This is a genomic window from Sphingobacterium sp. LZ7M1 (assembly GCF_024296865.1).
Classification (GTDB): Bacteria; Bacteroidota; Bacteroidia; order Sphingobacteriales; family Sphingobacteriaceae; genus Sphingobacterium.
In genome coordinates this window covers 845,553-869,866 of sequence record NZ_CP101134.1, presented here as the reverse complement: position 1 = coordinate 869,866, position 24,314 = coordinate 845,553, and the positions used below count along the sequence as shown (strand labels likewise).

Here is a 24,314-nt window from a genome sequence, read left to right as displayed (position 1 = left end):
ATCACCTATAAATATGCCTTAACAAGAGGGATTATTCCTTGAAAGCCGTTTATTTCTAAAAGGTCATTGGTTAGATAATTTGGATTAAACAACCTGACCTAATTTCCTGAAGGATTCTGCCGCATTTCCTGCTAGGGCTTCCTTCGGAGGGATAAATGTTTTTATAAATTGGGAAACACTGGAAGGGGGTGACATTTTTGTAGACACAAGGAATTCCTCATGAAGAACCCACTGTGTGGGAGAAATGTTTTCTGAAGATCTTCTTTAATTGGGTGAACTTAATAAAAAATAGTTTCTTCATCTGACAATTTCTGAAAGACCCCAAATTCAAAAAAACAAAAATAGATTCTTCGCTGTGCCCTACGTAAATATCTCATAACCTGCTGTCTTCCTACACCTGCGGTGTAGGACCTGTTCACCAATACAATTATGATTGAATTGTTCCGAGACACTTCGGAGAACCTTCAGCGTGACACAAAAAAAACTTATTTTGCGATACCTAGCCACATGGGGGGCTGCATTATTTTAGATGAATGGTTTCAAACAAAATAGGGCATGTTGTGGCTTTTCTGCCATGTAGCTAAAGCCATGAAAAACAGCTGGAAACAAAAAGTAAAATTGGCTTTGAGAATTAAATATAATTATTGTACCTTTGCAGACCTAATTGTAGTGATTACAATAGGAATTAAAACATTATTAATTAATTAAATAAAAGCAAGTGAATACGTTAAGTTACAAAACTGTCTCTGCTAACAAGAACACCGTTAACAAAGAATGGATCGTTGTTGACGCTGAAGGCGAGATTTTGGGGCGCTTGGCAAGCGAGATTGCGAAAGTGATCCGTGGAAAGCACAAGCCTTCATTCACCCCACACGTAGACTGTGGAGATAACGTGATTGTTATCAATGCAGACAAGATTAGATTGACTGGAAACAAGTTGGGCGACAAGGTATATGTTCGCTACACAGGCTACCCAGGTGGTCAGCGTTTCGTTTCTCCAAAAGAGTTAATGGCAAAGCACCCAGAGCGCATCATTGAGAAAGCTGTTCGCGGGATGTTGCCTAAGAACCGTTTAGGACGTCAGTTATTTAAGAACCTATATGTTTATGCTGGAACAGAGCACAAGCATGAGGCTCAGAATCCAAAACCAGTTAAATTTTAAGGAGAACGATTATGTCAACAACTAACACTTCAGGAAGAAGAAAAACTGCTGTTGCCCGCATCTACTTAACAGCTGGCAATGGAAACATTACCGTAAACGGTAAAGATTACAAGGAATATTTTCCTACATTACCTTTGCAATACATCGTTACTCAATCGTTATTGGTAGCAGATTCTCTTGCAAATTTTGACATCAATGTTAACGTTCAAGGTGGTGGGGTAAAAGGCCAAGCAGAAGCAGTTCGTTTAGCGATTGCAAAAGCTTTGGTAGAGCTTAACCCAGAAGTAAAACCTGCTTTACGTTCTAAAGGTTTGATGACACGTGATGACCGTATGGTTGAGCGTAAGAAACCAGGACGTCGTAAGGCACGTAGAAGATTCCAATTCAGTAAACGTTAATATAAGGAGGATCAAAAAATGGCAAGAACAACATATCAAGAATTATTGGATGCAGGTGTTCACTTTGGTCACCTTACTCGTAAGTGGGATCCGAAAATGGCTAAGTACATTTTCATGGAACGCAATGGTATCCACATCATCGACTTGAACAAGACTCTTACAAAATTAGAAGAGGCAGCATCAGCGATCAAACAGATCGTAAAATCAGGTCGTAAAGTTTTATTCGTAGCTACAAAGAAACAAGCGAAAGAAATCGTGGCAGAACAAGCGAAAGCAGTAAACATGCCTTTCGTGACAGAACGTTGGTTAGGTGGTATGCTTACTAACTTTGCAACAGTTCGCAAATCAATCAAGAAAATGTCAAACATCGATAAAATGCAGAAAGATGGCACTTACGATGTATTGTCTAAGAAAGAAAAATTGATGATCCAACGTGAGCGTATCAAGTTAGAGAACCTTTTAGGAGGTATCGCAGACTTGAACCGTTTACCTGCTGCATTATTCATTATCGACGTTAAGAAAGAGCATATTGCGGTTGCAGAAGCGATGAAATTAAACATCCCTACTTTTGCAATGGTTGATACAAACTCTGACCCTACAAACATCGACTTCCCTATTCCAGCGAACGATGACGCGACTAAATCAATCAGCTTAATTGCAAGCGTAATTGGTAAAGCTATCATCGAAGGATTGGAAGAGCGCAAGCGCGATAAAGAAGAGGACGCGGAAAAAGAAGCTGCTGCTGCTAAAGCTGCAGTTGACAATGGTGAAGCTGCTGAAGCGACTCCAGGAAAACGCACTCGTAAAGCGAAAGACGTAGAATAATCTTATTCTATAATATAAGCCGGATAGACAAGTGTTGGTTTCTGGAAGATCTGCTTCCTTTTACCGCCCCTGTCTTTCCGGTTTTTTTGCTGAAAGGCAAGAACCTATTGAACATTAAAAGTTAACATTCTGTTGATTTTAATTCAAGGAATGCTTAACACATCAATTGTAATTTTAACAAAAAATATACTATGTCAGTACAAATTTCTGCATCAGATGTAAACAAATTGCGTCAACAAACTGGCGCTGGTATGATGGACTGTAAAAAAGCATTAGTGGAAGCTAATGGTGATTTCGAAGCTGCTGTTGACTACCTTCGTAAAAAAGGTGCTAAAGTTGCTGCTAGCCGTCAAGACCGCGACTCAAACGAAGGAGTAATTATTGCTAAAGCTGCGGCTGATGGCAAATCAGGTATCGTAGTTGAGGTAAACTGTGAGACTGACTTCGTAGCGAAGAACGCTGATTTCGTTGCATTTGCTGAATCAGTAGCTGACGCTGCATTAGCGAACAGCCCTGCTACTCTAGAGGACCTAAAAGCATTGGAAATCGGTGGAACTAAAATCGCTGACTTATTGATCGAACAAACGGGTAAGATCGGTGAGAAAATCGACGTTTCTAAATTCGAAACTGTTGCTGCTGATAAAGTTGTTGCTTATATCCACGGTAACTACCGTCTAGGTGTATTGGTAGGTCTTTCTGCTGATGCTGCTGGTGTTGAAGAAGCTGGTAAAGACGTAGCTATGCAAATCGCTGCGATGAACCCAGTGGCTATCGATAAAGATGGTGTTGATACGAAAACTATCGAACGCGAACTTGAAATCGCTAAAGAACAAATCCGCGCTGAAGGTAAACCAGAAGAAATGGTAGAAAAAATCGCTCAAGGTAAATTGAACAAATTCTACAAAGAAAACACTTTATTGAACCAAGAGTTCGTTAAAGATTCTTCTAAATCTATCGCTCAGTTCTTGGATTCAGTTGCTAAAGGATTGACTGTTACTGCTTTCAAACGTGTACAATTAGGCGCGTAAGCATTATAAAATAAGAAAAGCCCATCCCCAAAAAGGATGGGCTTTTCTTATTTTATAGACTAAGAGACATTAGACATCAGACATTAGACCTATCCTTGCCAAGCAAGTTTTGACAAGCACAGATGGCTGAATTGTTTTTCAAGCAAAGCTGTTTGGTTTTTATGCGATAGGCTCTGTGAAAACGTCAAAAACATTGTTGGAAAAATTAAGTTAATATTAAAGCAGTAAGCTCTATGTAGGGTTATACAGTGGTCTTATGTCTTATGTCTATTGTCTGTTGTCTAAAACACTATATTTACCTAAATTGCTACTGAATATGAGAACGAAGCAGATTAACAACAATTCCATCAACCAGATCATGTTGATTATCATCATTATCTTGGTATGTATCCTAATTTTCAAGAACCTTTACTATTATTTGCCGGGCTTCCTAGGTGCCATTACTTTATATGTGCTATTCCGCAACAGCTACTTTAAGTTGACGGAACGAAAAAGATGGAACAAGATCCTGACCAGTCTCCTATTTATTCTCATATCCATTGTCTTTATTGTATTGCCCATTTGGGCCTTGGTGGATTATCTGGTTCCACAGATCACCAGTTTCTTGAACAATACGGATAAGATCGTCTCCCAGTTCAATCTCTTGAAGGAATATATGGCCGACAAGCCATTCCTGAAGGATATTGACATGTCGGATGAAGCTTTGCTCAATATGCTGCAGCGATTTACCAAATATGTACCAAGCATATTGAACTCCGTGGCCGAGGTCATGATCAATATTATAGTGGCTTTGTTTGTGCTTTATTTTATGTTGGTGTATGGTAGGCAAATGGAAAGTTATATCTCCAGTGGTGTACCCTTCTCACCAAAAAGCAAACAAGAACTATGGAAAGAGTTTGATTCCATGGTCCGTTCCAATGCCATCGGTATCCCTATCTTGGGATTCTTCCAAGGTTTAGTAGCCATGTTGGGCTATTGGATCTTTGGGGTAGATAATTTTATTCTGATGGGCATGCTGACCGGTATTGCTTCCATAGTTCCGGTATTAGGGACCATGACCATCTATGTTCCACTGGGTATCATTACCTTAGCCGGAGGTGAAACTGCCAATGGAATCGGTATCCTCCTCTATGGATTTCTATTGATCGGTAGTATCGATAATATCTTACGCTTTACCATTTTAAAAACATTGGGAAATGTCCCACCTCTGATCACGGTGTTCGGGGTATTGCTGGGTCTAAAATTATTCGGCATGTTGGGATTGATCTTCGGTCCTTTGATCCTATCTTCTGTAGGAGTTTTGATCAAGGTCTATTCCAATGAATATGGCAAGGGAGATTCAATTATCCTGAGTACAGATAACCCTGAGAAAACCGAATAAGGTAAAACAATATTCAAATTAGGTAATACCAAAAATGGCGATTATCAAAAGATTGTAAGCTTTGACTTGCACTTTCCTATTAAAGTCATAATCAGCTTTTTGGATGACAAAAGTCACATAACTGCTCTTGTATTCTTTGTATCTTATTGTCAAAATAATAAGCGAACAATATGAAACAACTAAATGACAAAGTGGCTATTGTGACCGGAGGAGTTTCCGGTATCGGTAAGGCAATCGTTGAACTTTTTGTAAAAGAAGGTGCTAAAGTTGTTATAGCGGATCTGAACGAAAAGTTAGGAGAAGAATTGATCAACAATCTTGGTGAGGGGAATGTTATCTTTATTAAAGCAGATGCCTCTTCTGCCGAAGACAATAAAAAAATTGTGGAGGCTGCCATTGAGAATTTCGGCGCACTACATATTGCAGTGAACAATGCAGGAATAGGTGGCGAATCCAACAACGTTGGGGACCTATCTATCGAAGGCTGGAAGAAAGTCATTGACATCAACCTCAATGGAGTATTCTATGGAATGCACTATCAGTTACCAGAGATTGAGAAAGTGGGCGGAAGCATCATTAATATGGCATCTATCCTTGGGGCAGTAGGATTTGCGAAATCATCGGCATACGTTGCAGCAAAACATGGCGTTGTCGGACTGACCCAGGCTGCAGGATGGGAATATGCGACCAAAGGCGTTCGCATCAATGCAATCGGTCCTGGATTTATTGCAACTCCATTGGTTGAAGCCAACCTGGATGCAGACTCCCTGAAATATCTAGAAACACAACATGCTTTCCAAAGATTGGGTAAGCCAGAAGAAGTAGCAGAGCTGGCTTTATGGCTAGCTTCGGATAAAGCTTCATTCGTTACGGCATCCTATTACCCAGTGGATGGCGGTTATTTAGCGAAATAAAAAAACGGAAGGCAATTGAAAAAAATTGCCTTCCGTTTTTTTAATGAATGGGGAATGAAGAAAGCAGGCGAATTCAATTCGCCCCTTCTATGTTGTATTCCAAATTTTTTCTTGATTATTTGCCTCTATGGTTGTTTTTCCTTTCCCTTTCCCTTGCTTTGGGCCAAAGGTTGCCCAGCTGATGGTTTTTCCAACAGCTGCGATATGACAGTTACTTTTCAAACAACCTTCTATGAGCAGACCTATGGCTGCAGTGTCTTTTTCAGTTTGTAAAGTATGGGTGCCGCAAACTACAATGAGAGCGGACGCAATGCCGCAAGGGGCGAATAGCGGTCACCCAATTTTTTTGTGTCTATCCAAGTACCGTCATTTCACTACTCCAATAACATATTTTTCCCTGGTCCTCAGCACATACGCTATCCGGTTGACCAGTTTCCTTGCGACCTTGATGATCGCCAGGTTCTTTTTCATCTTCAGGCAGGCCTTTGAAAAGCCCAGGGCCAGCACCGGGTCGTTCCGCACGGCGATCCAGGATGCCTCGACCAGCATCCGCCTCAGCAGCTCGTGCCTGCGGAAGGTCAGTTCTCCGTCCGGGTCACGCTCACCTGAACTGTGCCTGGTCGGCACGATGCCGATAAAGCTGGCCAGGTGGTCGCTGTTGGCGAACCGCCGGATGTCCTCCAGCTCGACCAGCAGGCTCATGGCCGTCACCGGACCGATGCCCGGGACAGAGCGCAGCAGCGCGTAGTCCACGGCATGCACCTGCTGGGCCATCATGCTCCTGAGTTCCCGGTTCAGCTCCAGCAGGAATCCCCTGTGGTACTCCACTTTCCGGACCAGCAGCTCCAGCGTCCGCCTGCCAAATTCGCCCTTGATGTGGACATCCTCCTTCAGCCACGCCATGAACCGCCTGGACCAGTGCGTCCCGTTGTGCAGGAAGGCCTCGGGGTAGCTGATGCCATTGGTGTACAGGAATGACTTCAGCCGGTTCTTCATCCTGCCGATCTCCCTCACCGTGGAATGGCGCAGCCGCACTAGGGACCTGGCGTCCTCACAATCGGGCGAAGGGACGTATATCCCCCGTAAGACACCGGCCCGAAGGGCCCTGCCCAGTTTCTTGCTATCTATCGGATCGCTCTTGTGGAGCAGCTCCTTCTGGGTGCTGGGGACATCGGCGGGATTGACCACGATGTTGTGGACCCCGTGCGCCTGGAGTTCGCGATGGATCCAGAAACCGCAGAACCCCGCCTCATATACCGAATGGTAGGAGGCTCCGGGATAATTTTTCCAGAGATGGTTCACCAGGACCCCCACGTTGGATTCCTGGTGGATGCACTTAAGGAACAGGTCCTTGCTGTAGATCGCAACGTTCCAGCTCTTTAGATGGACATCTATTCCGATATAGATCGGTTGTCCATCAAAATTTAAATCCGTATTTTGTCGTAGCATAAGATTAGGATTTATGTTGTTATTTTGGTTATATAAAAATATAAACAAATAATCTTATGCTATCTCTTTGTATTAGCACGTCCTAGATACAAACATAAGGCCTACAAATATGGACAGCTTCCCCGCGAAATAATGATCTAGTCCAAGCTCCCATCCCGAACATGCAGCTCCAAACCTAATATTGTTCTAGCTTCTTTGTAAATTAGCAAGATTCGGATTTTTATTGTCCCGATCAGTACGGAAATTTGAATATGGAAAAGACGCAACAAGAGTTAAACTATGACCGTATCGCCAAGGCGATACAGTTTATCCAGGATCACTTTCAGGAGAAACCTAGCCTAGAAGAGATAGCGGAGCATGTTCATTTAAGCCCTTTTCATTTTCAACGATTGTTTTCGGATTGGGTCGGGACCAGCCCAAAGAAATTCCTGCAATATACACAGGTCAACTACGCCAAGAAATTGTTGAAGGAAGAAAAACGGACCCTTTTTGACACCCATATCTTGACTGGTGTTGGCAGTACCAGTAGATTGCACGACATGTTTGTTCAGATCGAAGGGATGACTCCAGCAGAATTCAAACAAGGTGCAGAGGGTCTGTCCATTGCCTATAGTTTTCAGGGTAGTCCTTTTGGAAAATGCCTGATTGCTTCCACAGAGAAAGGAATCTGTTACCTCGCTTTTGTCGATGATGATTCTGCAGGATTGGAAGAGTTAAAACATTCCTTTGAGAACGCAACTTTTATCGCTGAGGAGCAAGCCATCCATCGGGAAGCCCTATTGATATTCAATCTGGAAGATTCTTCCTTAAAACGCATCAAACTGCATTTAAAGGGCACGTCCTTTCAACTGAAGGTCTGGCAGGCCTTACTGTCAATTCCTTTAGGGAAATTGAACTCCTACAAGGAAATTGCGGAAAAAGTTGGCCAACCTACCGCATCAAGAGCTGTGGGAACAGCAATAGGAAGCAATCCGATCGCTTACTTGATACCATGCCACCGTGTAATCCAGACTTCAGGACAAACTGGGGGATATCGATGGAATCCACTGCGAAAAACACTGATGCTAGGTTGGGAATTTGCAAAGACCGATAAAGAAAATCAACATGAAACTATTTAATACGGCCAATCCAAGTAAAAACCTGTTGCCCTATGACGGGACTGTATATTACTATGGAAGAATCTGTGATCCCGATAAGGGCTATTATGAAAAGTTATTGCATGGCATTAGCTGGAAAAATGACCAAGCGGTCATCTTTGGCAGGCATATAGAAACCAAGCGCAAGGTAGCATGGTATGGTGATAAACGATTTGAATACAGCTATTCCAACATACAGAAAATTGCTGAACCATGGACAGCGGAGCTACTTGAACTCAAGGAAATGGTAGAAAGAGAGTCTGGAGAGACTTTCAATTCCTGCCTGCTCAATCTATACCATGATGGCTCAGAAGGGATGGCATGGCACAGTGACGGCGAGAAGGACCTGAAAAAGCATGGAGCCATCGCTTCCCTGACTTTTGGTGCTGAACGTAAGTTTTCTTTCAAACATAAAACCTCCAAGGAGAAGATTGACCTTTACTTGGAAGATGGAAGTCTGTTGATCATGAAAGACCAGACCCAAGACCATTGGTTACATCGGCTTCCTCCTACCAAAACGGTACATGGGGCGCGAATAAACCTCACCTTTAGGACGATAGAGAATGCATAGGTCATGAAAACTATGCATTAAAAATAAAAATCCTATATTTGCAGTACCAATAATCAAAACAGGATATATGTAATACCCAATTTCTTTCCGAAAACAATTAACAAAGCATGTGCATGCTTATGTATGGTTTTATCTTCAAAGCGAAAGGAATTATGGTCATTATACAGAACGCAACATATATTCATCCCAATAAAGACATTTTATTTCAAGGCCTCCATCTGGCAATCAATAAGCATGAAAAAATTGCTTTGATAGGCAATAACGGTGTAGGCAAATCTACTTTACTCAAAGCCATCGCTGCTGAGCTAAAGCTTACTTCTGGATCGATCTATTGTGAAAGCATCCCCTATTACATTCCACAATTACTGGATAGGTACGATGGCATGAGCATAGGCCAAGCTTTGGCCATCGATGGAAAATTAAAAGCATTACAGGCTATACTCGATGGTCAGCTGGACGAGAACAATTTCGAAATCCTAAATGACGATTGGTCTTTGGAAGAGCGGGTGCAGCAAGCCTTAAGCCGATGGAATCTTGCAGGATTGCATTTAGATGAGCCGTTCAACAACTTAAGTGGCGGTCAAAAGACCAAAGTCTTTCTTGCAGGCATCGACATCCATGAACCAGAATTGATCCTGATGGATGAACCCAGCAACCATCTTGATCTGGAATCACGAGAACAGCTATACCAGTTTATTGAAAACTGCAATAAGACGCTTTTCATCGTGAGTCATGATCGTGCTTTACTGCGGTTAATTCCAGAAATGGCCGAAATGAGCAAGACCGGAATTTCACGATTTGGAGGGAATTACGATTTTTTCGCAGAGCAAAAGGAAATAGCTATCAACGCATTGGATCAGGATGTCAAATCCAAGGAAAAAGAATTGCGAAAGGCCAAAGAAAAAGAGCGAGAAGCCTCAGAAAGGCAGAACAAACTGAATGCCCGCGGTAAGAAAAAACAGGAAAAGGCAGGTATCCCCAAAATACTGATGGGCGGTTTAAAAAATAAGGCCGAAGGAAGCAGTGCAAAACTGAAAGGAGTACATCAGGAAAAGATTTCAGGAATCCAGCAAAATCTGAGCAGCCTCCGGGCAAATTTACAGGACATCGACCAAATGAAATTTGGATTTGAAGAATCAGGCCTACCCATTGGAAAAAACCTAGTGGAGCTGAAAAATGTCAATTTAATAATCAATGGCAAAGAACTCTGGAAACTGAACGTAAATTTTCAGCTCCAATATGGAGATAGAGTTGTCATAAAAGGCAATAATGGTTCCGGGAAAACCAGTTTGATACGGTTAATTCTTGGGGAGATGCCAAGCTATTCGGGCGAATTGAAAAAAGCGGACTTCAGCTTTGTGTATGTTGACCAGACCTATTCTATGGTCAGGTCTACAAATTCCATTTATGATATAGCCCAGTCCTTTAATCAATCCGGTTTATTGGAACATGAGGTAAAGATCAGATTGAACCGTTTCCTTTTCCCTAAGGAAAGTTGGGAAAAGAGCTGTTTGGTCCTCAGTGGAGGAGAGCGAATGCGCCTGTTATTATGTTGCCTAAACATCAGCAGCAAAGCACCAGATGTCATTATTCTAGATGAGCCAACAAACAATATCGATATACAGAATATGGAGATATTAACTGCAGCTATACGCTCCTACCAAGGAACCTTAATCGTTGTCTCACACGATCAGTATTTTTTGGAGGAAGTAGGCATACAGAAGAACATTAAGCTAGACTAAAGCAGAAAGGAAAAACATGAAAAAAATTATTTATTATGTGGCTTCGTCCATAGATGGATTTATTTCCGGAGAAAACGATGATGTAAGTGGATTTTCCTATGAAGGAGAGGCCGTAAAAAGGTATTTGGAAGATCTAAAAGCATTCAACCATGTAATGATGGGCAGGAAGACCTACGAATTTGGCTATCAATTCGGAGTAAAACCAGGTGATCCCTCTCCTACCTATGCACACATGACCCAGTATATCCTTTCCAATAACCTGGAATTTGAAAATAAACATGGACAGGTCAGGGTTCTTCCCTTGGATGTTGAACAGGTAAAGCGTCTGAAACAAGAAGCAGATACCGATATCTATTTGTGTGGAGGTGGGCAATTGGCGGGCTGGTTGCTCAGTAATGAATTATTGGATGAAGTAAAGATCAAGCTCAATCCAGTAATAGTTGGATCAGGAACAAAGTTATTCGAAGGTATTAAAAAGAATTACGGATTAACCCTTTTGGGCGATGAAAAATATGAGCATGGAATGAAAATCCTACTTTATTCCATCGATTATTAAAAATGCGAAATTTAATTTCCGAAATATTTTATTTCTTAAAAGAAAATATACATTTTTGTGCCGAGCATGGTTAACTTATTTTGGGAATTTAAAATATAATAAGTCAAACAAAAAATAAGACATAAGTGTTTGATTGTAAAACACTTTAGCTTAAATTTGATTTAATCAAATATACATTAACCAGCTTACCAGTAACAATAACCAAATTTGGGATATTAACATGAAAGGAAGATTTCTACTCTTTATTATTATTGGCATCCTTGTAGGATGTAAAGAGGAAGATATGTCCCCTCTTGAAGGTGAGTTTGACAAAGCCCTATTGGAAAAGTACATTTGGAAAAATGATATCCTGATCGATGAGGTTTTTACGGACAACAGTAGTCCGGAACATTACAACCGAGTAACCACTTTAAGCTTTACCGCTACGCAATACAGCCATACCGTTCAGGACTCCGTCAAGGAGTCGTCCCTGTTCAGGGGTAAGATGGATCATGAAAGGACAGCTAGCAGGATTTCAGAATATTGGGGAGATTATACCTTCAACGGACAAGATTCAACCCTGGTCTTTTCATATCGCGTCAATGAAAAGCTGTTCAACAGATTAAATCTTTCCAGTGATTCGTTGATTATTTATAATACCTATAAAATCATCAATCTATCCGAAGATGAGCTGACCCTGAAATTGACGAATGATTCGGTCATGCACGGTTATAATCCAGTAATGACATATAAACCGATAAAGTAATCGGTATCTAAATAGCAAAAGGAGCTAGTGATCAGTCGCTAGCTCCTTTTTTATTGTTGTTTAATGCTTTCAATTAGAATGCATATCGCAATCCTAATTGGATTTGATATGGGCTTCCATTCAAGTTAGACACCCCTACATTAGAAGACATGTTGTACACATACTCTTGTTTTGTAGCATCAAAACTTTTGATACTATACAGGTTTTGTTTACCCAAGTTGTTTCCAACTCCCCATTCTTTGTTCAGAAGGTTAGCAACGTTGAAAATATCGATGGATGCTTCAATACCATGAGTTTTGTAGAATTTGAATTCTTTAGCCAAATGAAGGTCGAATACACCGTAGAAACCATTGATACCGCCATTTCGCTCTGCTACTTTACCTACATTGTTTTGGATATAATCTTTGATACTTTGTTCAGCATCCGGGTTGTTTAAGATAGCATTGATTCCAGTACGGATATTATCAGGAGTATTATTGCTATTCGGATCGAAAACATAGGCTAGATCATTCGAATTCACGAAATCCCCATTGACATTTCCTTGGACCGCCATGGAATATCTCGTTCCTGCGATACCACTATAGCGCAATCCCATGGAAACACCCCACATGGATGGCAATGTTCCATAAAACACTACTTTATGACGGTATTGGTTATCGGAATATGTCATGGTACTCAAATCACGGGGATCATCTTTTACCATTAACGATAGGGTCGCTGAATTGGCCACATTACCATTGTAAGAGGTATTATCTTTCGAATCATTCCAAGTATATGACATAGTCACTTGTCCATCTTTAAAATAGCGGTAAGTACCATCCACAACCACGGTATAGGTATTGTTTTTACCCTCGCTGTTCATTTCCAACACACGGCCCACTTCCGTTGTTTTTCTGCTGTTAACCCAGTTTGCTGCACCGTTCTTAGGATTAATGCTACTTGCCGGAACATATACCCCTCTGTCACCTTCATTTTTCAGGCGGAACATCGGCTCATCAACCATATTGCGGTCAACATACATGTAATTATTTCTTCCCCAGGTACCAAAAGCTGACACACCCACTCTTAAAGAAGGAGTGAAAAAGTGGTTCAGGGAGATATTGGCCTTATAGATCGTTGGCACTTTAACATCCTTACTGTTGGTGTTGATGGTTACCAATTTTTCTACGCCCGGTTGATTTAATAGATCTTTCCCAGGAGCTGAATTTGGATCTTTCCTGTAGTCTTCAAAATTAGGTCTTGGCATCAATCTCGGGTCTGTGATATCAACCCCGGCAATGCGTGTTCCATCAAACAACATATTGTTCAGCATGGAATAAGGGTTTAAGGCCGACCCGAATACACCTCCACCAAAACGGATGATATTCTTTCTTTCTTCATTGACATCCCATGTAAACTGCACCCGTGGTTGGATTTGGAAAGTATTGATTCCATTGTCCGTTGTAATTCCTAATTCATCATAAACCACCTGATTGAAGTTAGCTTTTCTTAGATATTGGGTATTATCCAAACGAAGACCGGCAACCACATCTAAGCCTCTAGCGATCTTTGCTTCCATCTGTCCATAGATACCGACAGCTAAATTATTGACCTTGGTGGTTTCCTCATCTGTAATATATACATCACGGGCATAACGATAAGGAGTTAGGTTTTTAAAGTTATCCATTCCGGTGAAGTAGAATCTACCATTCATTTCACTACCGTAGCGAAAATCCATATTGGTATACATGATATCGGCACCAAAGGTGTATTTGATCTTTTCCGTGTTGAAATAAAGATTATTTACAGCTTGGATCATGTTTCCATGAAACCATTCAGGAGAAAAACGTTGTCCTCCAATCTGAATGCTGTTGAAATATTCTTTCTCGCCATCTTTAGATTGCACATTTTCAACAATAGCACGCGGGATACTTTGATCTTGGCCTATGCCGTTGACATTATGGAAAACATCAGAGCTTTCGTAGAAATGTTGCACCTTGAAATCATTGGTCAATCGAGGACTGATCGATGTTCTCAAGGAAGCCATTAAGCTATTGTTAATGTATTTACGATTCATGTACGATTCGTAAGCGTTGATACCTGAATTATCCCCTTCTTGATTATTGTCTTGGTCGTAAACAAAGTTATTACGGATGGTCAACAAGTTTTTATCATTGATCTGCCAGTCAATCCTTGCGAAGGCAGCATCACTTTTCTTCTTTTTATCGAAGGCACCGAATAATCTGTTTGCATCGGCACCATATTGGTTTTGAGCGATCTGACTGAAGGCATCCAGGGTTTCTTGGGTTACTTTATAACGGCCGATATCCGCTGCGTTCTGGATATCCGCGATATAGAGAGGTCTTGAATCCGTTTGATGATCCCAAGCCACAAAGAAATGTGCTTTATCTTTAATGATCGGTCCACCTAATGAAAAACCATATTGATAAGTGGAGAACTCTTGGGTTCTTGGTGTTCCGTTCAGGTTATACTTACTGGATAACCAACCCGTTCTTGCAAATGTAAATGCACTCCCGGTCAAGGTATTGGTACCTGATTTGGTAACCGTAGTTACACTACCTCCCCCGCTTCTTCCATAAGTCACATCATAATCATTGGTTACCACCTTAAACTCACGGATGGCTTCCATGGAAATTGAATAAGCTCCACCACTGTTACCACCTGCAACGGTACTTCTGGAGTTCATCCCATCAACGGTAAAATTGGTTGAGGATGCACGTTGTCCGGCCAGGTTGGTTCCTGTACTCATTGGAGAAAGATCAATCAATGAAGAGAAGTTACGGCCATTTACCGGCATCTTTTTAAGTTCGTTTGCAGTGATTGCCGTAGAAGCTCCTAAAGATCTGATCTTGTTTTGTAGACCTTGACCCTGAACTACAATTTCATCAATGGTATTGGATTCATTGGTCAGCTGAAAGTTTACATTTAATTCATCGCCATAGTTTAATCGGAAATCAGTTTGTTTCTGTTCCTGAAAACCTAAATGGTTTGCTGTTACGGTGTAAGGAGCACCCAATGGCAATTGTTGAAAAGAATAGTTACCGTTTTGATTGGTTACCGTTTTTTGAGTAAAACCGGTGGATTCGTTCCGAATAGTGATTGTAGTGCCGCTTAAAGGTTCAGCACCATCGGTGATCTTTCCTACAATGGTCGCTTCGGTACTTTGCGAGAAAGCATGATAGGGAACTGAAAAGATGAGGAGTAAAAAGAGCCAGGCCCCAAAAATGTTCTTAAGCATAATAATTTTTTACGTTTAGTTTGATTGTTAACTTCATACTTGTTAACTGGACAATTAAATTGGTCACGAAAATATTGAGAGGATGTTTTCATATGATTAAGGCTTGATTAAGAAATATTTAATTCTCCTTATTTTTCATTCATTTAGTGTCGTTATTTCGAAAAAATAGTTTCAAAATCCTTTAATTTAAAGCGCTTTAGATAGTTAATAAATACTTAACCTGCTGCTTTTAGAATGTTTTATTGTGGGATTATTCTTGTATCGAGGATGATTGATTGTAACGGTGTTTGAACCTGGATGCCATTCGGAAGGGTTCAGAGCACAGGATGGGAGGATGGACCAAGAACATCTTTTCAATTGGTCGCTGGAAAGTCCCCAATTTTGATTAGTCGTATCGAATATACCCGCTTGGAAATAAAAAGAAAAAGGAGTTGTCTGGGTAGACAACTCCTTCTGATTTACTCGTAATTATTATTAAGAAGTAGTACTTTTTGTTTCTTTCTTTTTTTGGAAAAACCCTGATATCTTATTCCAAATAGCCTGGGCTTTCATCTTATACTGATCAGCATCGAACAAGGCGGAGTCTGAGGTCGATTTATAGGTCAAAAAGATGGCTAATGGCGTCAATACTATTATGGCCATCCACATCCCCCACATCGGCGTCAGGCTTGCATCCTTCGCTGCTTTCTCTGCTAAGGTCGCAATAACATGGTAGATCAGGAAAAATATAATGGCCATAACGACGGGAAGTCCCAGACCACCCTTTCGGATAATCGCTCCTAATGGCGCTCCGATTCCAAAGAGTAAGAGACAAGAAACGGCCAAGGTGAATTTCCTGTGCCATTCTATATCGTAGCGGATATCCTTTTCAGCATACGGGGTAAACTCAGCGTCTCGATTGACAGCCATATCCTTAATTTGCCTGGCTTGGCTCAGACCATTGTTAATGGCCATCCTCAACTGCCCGTTCTTATCTAGATCAGGCAAAGAAACCTTCGCTGCAGTCCTTCCAGGACTGTTTTCCCTAAAATATGGAGAATAATAATTGACATAGCGTTTGGCTTCGCCAGCATTGACCAACTCTAAACTATCGATATAGACTCGATTAGAATCAGAATAGAGCCGCAATTGCTTTAGGTTCAACATTTGATGGTGGGATTTGAATAGATCCTGGTCGGTCCTATTCATCTGAAAACTACCCATGTCAAACTTAGTGGTTGTTTCTTTGAACCTGAATCGTGTAAATTGTTGCCTAGGGTCATAACGTTTGGCGTTTTCAACCCGCGCATCCTCATATCGCACACCATCCTTTAATTCAAGGACCATGTAATTATTATCAGCTGAATTTTGGATAAAGCCTTCTTTGGCAAATGTCACATTGCTCGCCGTTCCTCCAGAAGGGTGCTCATAGATCATCAGATCTTTCAAGGTGGTCCCATCTTCACTTTTTCCCTTTGCACGGATACTATATCCCGGAATGGTATTGTTAAAAACCCCAGGTTTGATAAAGAAATCCGCTTTTTTCTTACGGACATCATATAACAGGGAGCCCATTTTCAGGTTTACCACCGGAAGGATATAATCTGAGAAGAAAAAAGATCCTGCACTGAATAGTCCTACCACAATAAACAATGGGGTCATGGCTTTACGAAGAGAAACACCGGCAGCCTTAATGGCCACGAGTTCATAACTCTCCCCTAAGTTACCAAAGGTCATGATGGACGAAAGAAGCATGGAAAGTGGAAGTGCCATAGAAAGCTGTACGGCACATTGGTAAGCCAAAAGCTCTAAAATTACATACCATTGAAACCCCTTTCCGATAAGGTCATCGATGTACTTGAACAAAAACAGCATCAACAGTACAAACATGACAATAAAGAAAGTCACCAAAAAGGGCCTAATAAATGCTTGTAATATGAGTAAGTTTACTTTTTTCATGTAATTTCAATAGGACCATTTGACAAAACTCTTTGGAAAGAGATGGTCTTGTTGCAAAGATACACTTTTTGTGAACTCAAAAATGTTAGAAAAAAGTTAATGTGGCCGTAAAAGTGGTTGTGTGCAATCCTTTCCAAAAGACAAGTATGGTCAGGATATAAAGAGGCCCCCAAAGAATATTTAGAGGCTCCGTTTATTAAGTATTTCTATGCTCCGATTACCCTTTGCAGGTAACCGATAGAGTTATTCCAAATTAGTTTTCTATCGTCCAAATTATCTTCTTTCACATAATCTGTAACACTCAATGCTACATCATTGGTCAATTCATCTTGAATGATTTCAATTTCGAAGAAATACGGTTCATCATCCAACCATTTGAACTTTACGCTTTTGTTTTCTTTAGTTGCAATCAACTTAGCGCGGTGGGATTCATTGTCCCAAATAAATTCATAAATACCATCGTGATAATTCACATCATCTGCAAACCATTGAGCAAGCTCATTTGGCTCCTGAAGGTAAGGAAAGAGGATTCTAGGTGAAGAATTTAATACATATTCTAAGTTTAATTTAATCTTTTCTGCCATTTGATATGTATAAGTAGATCTTAATATTTTTGTTAGTACTCGATGTGCATGTTTTACATGCTACTTTTTGTAAGTATAATGAATAAATCCGTTATTCAAAAAAAACTACAAAAATCTTTTATTCACAAAAACAGCATTATTAACAGTGCAGAATTGCTCCAGATCAAGATGACTGCGGAAATTTAGGTTAATTTCCCTTGAGGCTATCTTTTTGAATATAAATTGATTGTAGCGATTATGCTGAAAATTGAGGATTTGAAGTCTAAAATTGTATAAAATTTTCTTTGATAATTATTCCTTATTGCTATCTTTGCATACCGAAAAACGGCGGGGTAGCTCAGATGGTTAGAGCGCAGGATTCATAACCCTGAGGTCGGCAGTTCGATCCTGCTCCCCGCTACTGGAAAAAAGCTCATCTTACGATGAGCTTTTTTGGTATTTAGTAGAAAGTATTTAAACGTAGGGTGGAAATAGAGCTTTGCTATATTTGATTTAGGGAAAGATCTTACATCTTCCACTAACTCAACCGCTTGCAATTCTGCCGCTAGCCGAAGAAGACCTTCTTCGATCTTTTAATTGAGGTTGGTGAGGATTTTTTACCCAGAATGGTTTGGGTATTGATTCTTAATCTTTCTGTTCCTTCTCCAATTCTTTGATTCTTCTTTTCACCTCTTTTCTAAATAGGATACTTTCTTGAAAGTGTTTCTTCCTCAAGAATTCCAATAAGTATACGGTCAAAGCTCCTCCAAAAATCGCGATCCCTATCTCGGATAGGACATCTAAAATAATTCTATCGACAAATTCGCCAAAGGCATCATCATCAAAGAAATAGCGAAGGAGTCTCACGGCGATGGTTAGGCCAAGGCCTAGAACAAAGAAATATTTTAAGAATTTGGCTTGAAAGATGGATTGATTGACCATGGAATCCAGTTCTGCTGGATTTTTTCGATAATATGCCACGATTTCATCCGTAATGATGGGTTTTTCATTCCTGAGGGCGGATTCAAGGATTTTATCTTCAATATTCATCTTATCATCAATCTTTAAGAATATAAAGGATTTAAATTTTAAAAGGTTTGCACACTTGGAAAATCAAGTCCTTGTAAAAATAGAAAGCTCGATATACATCGAGCTTTTTTCTATATGTAGAATATAGGCCGTAATGGACTATATGTTGTTTTTCCCAATCTTTAAAGCAATTCCACCAATCTTTCAGACTTCTCGTTTCCATATAGTTTCTGTAAGACCTCAGTAATCCTTTGCGCGGTCTGGGCACTATCACCTTGGTAAGCCCATTCATTGATCAGTGCTGCTGTACACAAAGCCTTTAGGGTATGTGGATTGTAAAAGAACATCGGATCGAGGTTAAAGATCTGTTTGTTTTTAATTGCGGTAATTCCTGCAAACTCCTTACGGTCATAAAAAAGGTTTGGGCTATCATTCCACATGACGATCATATCAGGGTTCCATTCTATCAATGTTTCAGGATTAATGGTAGGGAATCCGACTTCATATGGACAGACATTTTCAACACCTGCCATGGTCAGGCAAGAATGCATCATCCCATTTATTCCGGTAGTAGAAAGGATCCTTCCGTAAGCACCCGTAAAATATACCCGTCTCTTTTCATTTAATCCTGCAACTTCATTCTGCATTCTGTTCACTTCCGATTTTGTATAGGAAACAATCTCTTTGGCCCTATCCTCATTACCTGTCAGAATGCCAATATCTTCAACCGTTTTATAGACCTCCTCCTCAGAGATTGCATTCAAGGCGTATACTTGTACACCTGCATTACGAAGGGTTTCGATCAAATCTTTTTGGGTTGAAGCGGCAATGACCAAATCCGGTGAAAGCTCAATGATATTTTCAATATTTCCTTGGTTGTTCAAGCCCGGTGCAGGTATTTTTCTCTCTGCAATCTCTGCACTCATCTTTGAATAATAAGGATACAGTTCTTGGCTCATGTAGACATCATTGAAAATACCTACCAAAGACTTCTCAGCACCCAAAACAAATAAAGCATCCAAACCTGGTTCATCCAGACACACGATTCGTTTCACAGGTTTGTCAAGATTAATTTTGGCCCCCAAGGCATCTTCTACCATGATAGCTGATTTAGCTTCTTCTTTTTGGTTGTTTTGTGAAGTATTACAAGATACCATTAGGAAAACCAGCATTATTCCTAATAGGTTTGTTATTATCTTAATTGAATTTATCATGTTGTTGATTATAAATTAACACGTAGGGAAAGTCTTGCATGGATTGGCGCCATCTGTACCCAATAGTACATATCATTTGCCCCATTTCTCCATGCTGTAGAATACATTTTCCGGTTCAATACATTATTTACGATAAGGTTTATTTTATATTTTTCGTTATTCCAGCCAGCACCTACATCCAATCGGAAATTATCTTCCAGGGGTTGCGAACTGGCATTAGGGAACCTTTCTGTCCTTCCCATGAGTAACTGGTAACCGGCAGATAGAGAAAAGCCGCTAAGCTTTGGGATAGGTAAATAATAGTTCAGCCAAGTATTCTGAATATGCTTCACCAAATTGGGGGTTGCTCTTCCAATAAGCTCTGGGTTATATTCATCCTCCGTAATTTCTGAATCCGTATAAGCATAGTTGACAATGGCATTCAGTCCTTTGGCAAGCTGCCCTTTCATATCAAATTCGAAACCTTTGGATTGGCTCACACCTGTTTGATAGATCAAGTTAGAAGTAGGATCGACAGAAACAAGTTGATTACGTTCGATATGGTAAACGGCCAATGTTGTGTTCCATCTTCCTTCGGACCAATCGCGTTTGAAACCTAGTTCATAATTGATACCTCGGATAGGTTCCAATGCATTCCCATCTACCGAGATACCCGATTGTGGTAAATAAGTGCGGTCATGCAAGAAATATAGGGAAGCATTTTTAGTCAAGGCATAGTTTATGCCTAGTCTTGGAGTCAACACCAAGTCATCGGTTTCTGTTTTTGCACCATAGTCTGTAGAGTTTCCTTTTGATGCTGTCAATCGCAATCCAAGGGTAATCCTTAATTTATCGTTTAGCATGCTCAATTCATCCATGGCATACACGGATGCATAGAACAGTCGTCTTTCAACAATATTACCCTCAGAATAGAAATCATTCTCAGAGGCAAAGTCACCACCTATGCCATTATTCATGATGGTCGTTGAATAGACCGGATTGGAAATGGAAAGTGGATAGACCGCTGTAGCAGTTCCCCAGGTATCCCGGCTGTTGGACGATTTATTATTGATATCGACTCCTGTAATGAAATTGTGTTTTAGACTTCCGGTATTGAAGTTCCCGTTCAGATAGAATTGGGTAGAGAAGACATTGTACTTATTGGAATCATAGACCAGATTACGATCAAGGATATCTGGATTTTGCTTATTTGCACCATTTACCCAAAAAATGGACCCATCATAGCCCATCTTGATATAGCTGGCTTTTGCAGTGAATTCCCAATTGTTTTTAAAGCTATTCTGATAGGTCAGGAACATATTGTGATCACTGCCCGAAAAAGGACGGACGCTTGGGTCGGTTATGGTAAAATCTACAGGCAGGGTACCATATCCGTAAGGAGACATCTGAGCCTCACTCAACAACAAATAGTTCAACTGCTGATAGATATATTCTGCCGTTATGGAGGATTTTTCGTTGATTTGGTACTTTAGGGATGGCGCAAAAAGAATCCTGTTGTTTCGATCATGTTCCATAAAGCCATTGGCTTTCATGCCCATCAGGTTCAAGCGATATTGAAGCTTTTCTGCTCCATCAAACTTCCCATCCAAGTCAATTGCTGCCCGCATTTGGTTAAAACTCCCCATCAGCACATCGATACTTCTCCGGGTCTCGCCTGTTGGTTTTTTAGTGACTACATTGTAGGATCCTGCTGGATCGCTCATGGCATGCATAAAACCGGCTGGACCCTTCAGGAATTCTACCCGATCGATTACCGCAACATCATCTCCAATTGGGCCTTTTCCCAAAGGTCTAAGGTCCACTCCATTTCTTTGAGCTGAAATATAGCCAGCCCTGGAATAGATATCAGGAGATATACCATTATGCAGTTCTTCACGCATGGTACCACTGACATTTCTGGTCAGGCTTTCGTTTAAATTGGTTACAGCTTGATCACGGAAAACCTCGCCATCTAAGATCTGAATATTTTGGGATGTGTTTAACAAGGAAGTTCGAAGCCTTAATCCCTCCGACATCTCCTTGATATTATAGCGTTTGTAATATTTTGAATTGACTTCTACCTCCTCGACCTGATAAACCTTTAAGGTATCGGGAGCTGTCTGATCTTGATTTTGAGCCTTTAAAATAATCGGCACAATAAAACATATTCCTAAAAAGAGATTTTTGTTAGTTAGCATAGAAAATGAGTTTGATTTTCTCTCATACTCAAAGGAAATAAAATGCTATTAGAGGGGTATAAGTGTGATATTAGAATGAAATTAGAAATTAAAATATCTCGATTTTTGGGTGAAATCTTAATATTTTATGACAAAATATTTTATTCCATCAAATTCTCATTAATTGTCCCTAACTTTTTCAAATAAACAGGAATTGATACCTTTGAGAAAATCCAGTTCGGCAATAATTATCATAAAGAGAAATGTCCAAAGAAAAAGAGCCATTCAGCCTTAAAAAAAGAATCAAGAGTTTTGAATATTCCTTTGCTGGATTAGTTCATCTTTTGAAGCTTGAACATAATGCCAGGATCCATGTCATTGCTGCAATCATGGTCGTGGTTGCCGGTTGGTTACTTGAAATAAGTAGTATGGAGTGGGTTGCAATCGTGATTTGCATTGGTTTTGTTTTTACTACGGAGACCTTAAATACTTCAATAGAAAATATCTGTGACCATTTGACCACAGATATTCATCCTCATATTAAGATCATCAAAGATTTAGCATCTGGAGCTGTTTTAATCAGCGCAGTGACCGCTGTTGTAGTTGCTTTGATTATATTTTTACCTAAAATTCTCAGTCTTGTCTGAGAGCCTTCTGGTTATTTCTTGTTCAACAGATAGTTTGCTACGGCATCATAAGCGGGCAGAGAGTATGGATCATTGGCGGTGTTGCTTGCCACCGGGTGGGAAGCCAATCTAACCAAGACCATTTCGGCGGTTGGATCTATGTAAATCGTCTGTCCATGCACGCCCCTTGCGCAGAATGCACCATGCTTATTGTTGGATATCCACCACATATTGCGGTAGCTCCAGTCCTTTAAATTGCTGTAGCCTGCTTTGGCAAAATCCGATTGCTTCCCTCCTTTACGGATATCATCAATAACCTCCTTCTTTAATACCTGTTTGCCATTGAACTGACCATTGTTTCGGATCATCTCCCCAAACATGGCCAAATCCCTCAGGTTGGCATTAAAGCCACCGCCTGCAAACGCAATTCCAGAGCGGTCAATTTGATAATATCCATCGTGATGAGCTCCGATGGGTTTCCAAATCTTTTCTGAAAGCAATTCAGGGATGCTTTTACCAGTTGCCCTACTGATTACCCAGCCCATTGCATCGGTGTTAATGGTTTTATAACCAAAAGCTTCGCCATGCTTCCCTGCTTTTTTTACAGTTTCAAGAAACTCATAATAATTGGTCGGCCCTTTGTAATCTTTAGGAACCGGAACTGGATTTCCTGCTGCCGAAAACACCCAAATGTCTGCATTCGGATCAGCATAATCCTCCGAATAATCCAGGGAAGTGGTCATATCCAAGACCTGTCTGACAGTAGCATCTCCGAAGGCCGAGTTCTTGAGTTCTGGGACATAATCCTGGACTAATTTATTTTCATCCAATATGCCCTCAGCAACCAAGCTGGCCCCTAAAGTACCTGTAAAAGTTTTGCTTACAGACATTACTGCATGGGTACCCTCCTGATCCAGCTCTGCAAAATATTTTTCATAAATAATTTTCCCTTTATGCAGAATGATAATGCCATCGGCATAAGTCTTATCCAATGATTCTTTAAAGTTTATTGGAGATTTTTCTCCCAATGGAATAAAAGTCACCTTATCCAATTCACTGTCTATTTTGCTTTCAAAGCTATATCTATCATTTTGATTTGCCTGAACCACTTTGGTCGGCATAAATTCACGCATATGACAGACACTATAGCGTAAGCCTGGAAATTGAAAAAAACTGCCATCAAACAGGGACAGGGTGCTGTCTTTAGCAGGTGGAAAGCCTTTCATCCACCCCATTTCTTTGGGATTTGATTGTTCTGCCGTTAAATTGTTTTGTGCGCTCAAGGTAGTACAGATTGATAAATTGATTAAACAGATTAATAGTTTTTTCATAATATTTCAAAGGTAGTGTATCTGAATTAATAGCTGGAGCCAAAAAATTGTTTGGAATGAATCAATAGTACGCGATAGAATATCGAATCTCGTCAACTACCTGTTAATATAGTGTAGATATTTGTTAATTAAGGCAAAGTTCCTTAAGGCTAATTATATTATTTTCGATTATTCAAAAACATGTAAGAATTTGTAAAAAGATTTGATATGTGGGGAATAATTAACCTAAACCTATTTTAAATGGCTTAATCTATTTCCTCACATTTAACAAATCATTCTTAATAAAGAGTTAGTTAGTCAATATAGTTTTTA

20 protein-coding genes and 1 tRNA gene are annotated in these 24,314 nt (G+C 40.3%); 13 read left to right on the top strand and 8 right to left on the bottom strand.

Features of this window, described 5'->3' with window-relative positions:
• Positions 1–718 precede the first annotated feature (718 nt).
• From rplM to NMK93_RS03685, 6 genes are all read left to right on the top strand, one after another.
• Positions 719–1,162 carry a 50S ribosomal protein L13 gene (gene rplM, locus NMK93_RS03710; RefSeq protein ID WP_094255220.1) on the top strand — a complete coding sequence of 148 codons (444 nt, stop codon included), beginning with the start codon at positions 719–721 and terminating at the stop codon, positions 1,160–1,162.
• A gap of 11 nt (positions 1,163–1,173) precedes the next feature.
• Positions 1,174–1,560 carry a 30S ribosomal protein S9 gene (gene rpsI, locus NMK93_RS03705; protein WP_094255221.1) on the top strand — a complete coding sequence of 129 codons (387 nt, stop codon included), beginning with the start codon at positions 1,174–1,176 and terminating at the stop codon, positions 1,558–1,560.
• 18 nt (positions 1,561–1,578) lie between these two features.
• Positions 1,579–2,385 carry a 30S ribosomal protein S2 gene (gene rpsB, locus NMK93_RS03700; protein ID WP_254529673.1) on the top strand — a complete coding sequence of 269 codons (807 nt, stop codon included), beginning with the start codon at positions 1,579–1,581 and terminating at the stop codon, positions 2,383–2,385.
• A 191-nt stretch (positions 2,386–2,576) separates the two neighbouring features.
• Positions 2,577–3,413: a translation elongation factor Ts gene (tsf, locus tag NMK93_RS03695; RefSeq protein ID WP_093098737.1), complete on the top strand. Its 837-nt coding sequence runs from the start codon at positions 2,577–2,579 to the stop codon at positions 3,411–3,413.
• Between the two features lie 316 nt (positions 3,414–3,729).
• Positions 3,730–4,794 (top strand): AI-2E family transporter, encoded by a 1,065-nt coding sequence (locus NMK93_RS03690; protein ID WP_185210694.1) that lies wholly within the window; start codon positions 3,730–3,732, stop codon positions 4,792–4,794.
• Between the two features lie 170 nt (positions 4,795–4,964).
• Positions 4,965–5,708 carry an SDR family NAD(P)-dependent oxidoreductase gene (locus tag NMK93_RS03685; RefSeq protein ID WP_185210696.1) on the top strand — a complete coding sequence of 248 codons (744 nt, stop codon included), beginning with the start codon at positions 4,965–4,967 and terminating at the stop codon, positions 5,706–5,708.
• Positions 5,709–6,074: 366 nt separating this feature from the next.
• Here the strand turns inward: NMK93_RS03685 and NMK93_RS03680 are convergent, their stop codons facing one another.
• Positions 6,075–7,157, bottom strand: a complete 1,083-nt coding sequence (locus NMK93_RS03680) for an IS110 family transposase (RefSeq protein WP_254530287.1) — start codon at positions 7,155–7,157, stop codon at positions 6,075–6,077.
• Between the two features lie 251 nt (positions 7,158–7,408).
• On the opposite strand from NMK93_RS03680, the gene NMK93_RS03675 reads away from it, so the two are divergent.
• The 5 genes from NMK93_RS03675 to NMK93_RS03655 all read left to right on the top strand — a co-directional run bounded on the left by NMK93_RS03675 (position 7,409) and on the right by NMK93_RS03655 (position 11,907).
• Positions 7,409–8,275 carry a bifunctional transcriptional activator/DNA repair enzyme AdaA gene (locus tag NMK93_RS03675; protein ID WP_254526312.1) on the top strand — a complete coding sequence of 289 codons (867 nt, stop codon included), beginning with the start codon at positions 7,409–7,411 and terminating at the stop codon, positions 8,273–8,275.
• Positions 8,262–8,864: an alpha-ketoglutarate-dependent dioxygenase AlkB gene (locus NMK93_RS03670; RefSeq protein WP_185210700.1), complete on the top strand. Its 603-nt coding sequence runs from the start codon at positions 8,262–8,264 to the stop codon at positions 8,862–8,864. The genes NMK93_RS03675 and NMK93_RS03670 overlap by 14 nt, the downstream gene beginning before the upstream one ends.
• A 107-nt stretch (positions 8,865–8,971) precedes the next feature.
• Positions 8,972–10,606 (top strand): ABC-F family ATP-binding cassette domain-containing protein, encoded by a 1,635-nt coding sequence (locus NMK93_RS03665; protein ID WP_254526313.1) that lies wholly within the window; start codon positions 8,972–8,974, stop codon positions 10,604–10,606.
• Positions 10,607–10,622: 16 nt separating this feature from the next.
• Entirely contained in the window at positions 10,623–11,162 is a 540-nt protein-coding gene (locus tag NMK93_RS03660; protein ID WP_254526314.1) for a dihydrofolate reductase family protein, read from the top strand.
• Between the two features lie 220 nt (positions 11,163–11,382).
• Positions 11,383–11,907 carry a hypothetical protein gene (locus NMK93_RS03655; RefSeq protein ID WP_254526315.1) on the top strand — a complete coding sequence of 175 codons (525 nt, stop codon included), beginning with the start codon at positions 11,383–11,385 and terminating at the stop codon, positions 11,905–11,907.
• A 73-nt stretch (positions 11,908–11,980) separates the two neighbouring features.
• On the opposite strand, the gene NMK93_RS03650 is transcribed toward NMK93_RS03655, so the two are convergent.
• From NMK93_RS03650 to NMK93_RS03640, 3 genes are all read right to left on the bottom strand, one after another.
• Positions 11,981–15,145 (bottom strand): TonB-dependent receptor, encoded by a 3,165-nt coding sequence (locus NMK93_RS03650; protein ID WP_254526316.1) that lies wholly within the window; start codon positions 15,143–15,145, stop codon positions 11,981–11,983.
• 474 nt (positions 15,146–15,619) lie between these two features.
• Positions 15,620–17,083 (bottom strand): LptF/LptG family permease, encoded by a 1,464-nt coding sequence (locus tag NMK93_RS03645; protein WP_254526317.1) that lies wholly within the window; start codon positions 17,081–17,083, stop codon positions 15,620–15,622.
• Between the two features lie 206 nt (positions 17,084–17,289).
• Positions 17,290–17,667 (bottom strand): START-like domain-containing protein, encoded by a 378-nt coding sequence (locus NMK93_RS03640; RefSeq protein ID WP_093098723.1) that lies wholly within the window; start codon positions 17,665–17,667, stop codon positions 17,290–17,292.
• A 326-nt stretch (positions 17,668–17,993) separates the two neighbouring features.
• Here NMK93_RS03640 and NMK93_RS03635 point away from each other — a divergent pair.
• A tRNA-Met gene (locus NMK93_RS03635) sits at positions 17,994–18,067 on the top strand.
• Between the two features lie 224 nt (positions 18,068–18,291).
• On the opposite strand, the gene NMK93_RS03630 is transcribed toward NMK93_RS03635, so the two are convergent.
• From NMK93_RS03630 to NMK93_RS03620, 3 genes are all read right to left on the bottom strand, one after another.
• Positions 18,292–18,696, bottom strand: coding sequence for a hypothetical protein (locus tag NMK93_RS03630; RefSeq protein ID WP_254526318.1), 405 nt, complete (start codon positions 18,694–18,696; stop codon positions 18,292–18,294).
• A 161-nt stretch (positions 18,697–18,857) separates the two neighbouring features.
• Positions 18,858–19,847 carry an ABC transporter substrate-binding protein gene (locus NMK93_RS03625; protein WP_254526319.1) on the bottom strand — a complete coding sequence of 330 codons (990 nt, stop codon included), beginning with the start codon at positions 19,845–19,847 and terminating at the stop codon, positions 18,858–18,860.
• 50 nt (positions 19,848–19,897) lie between these two features.
• On the bottom strand, positions 19,898–22,066 hold the full coding sequence (locus NMK93_RS03620) for a TonB-dependent siderophore receptor (RefSeq protein WP_254526320.1): 2,169 nt from the start codon (positions 22,064–22,066) through the stop codon (positions 19,898–19,900).
• 242 nt (positions 22,067–22,308) lie between these two features.
• Between NMK93_RS03620 and NMK93_RS03615 the strand changes: the two genes are divergently transcribed.
• The gene (locus NMK93_RS03615; RefSeq protein WP_254526321.1) at positions 22,309–22,692 is read left to right on the top strand and encodes a diacylglycerol kinase; all 384 of its coding nucleotides are present in this window, start codon (positions 22,309–22,311) and stop codon (positions 22,690–22,692) included.
• Positions 22,693–22,703: 11 nt separating this feature from the next.
• Here NMK93_RS03615 and NMK93_RS03610 read toward each other — a convergent pair whose 3' ends face one another.
• On the bottom strand, positions 22,704–24,002 hold the full coding sequence (locus tag NMK93_RS03610; protein WP_254526322.1) for a serine hydrolase: 1,299 nt from the start codon (positions 24,000–24,002) through the stop codon (positions 22,704–22,706).
• Positions 24,003–24,314: the final 312 nt, after the last annotated feature.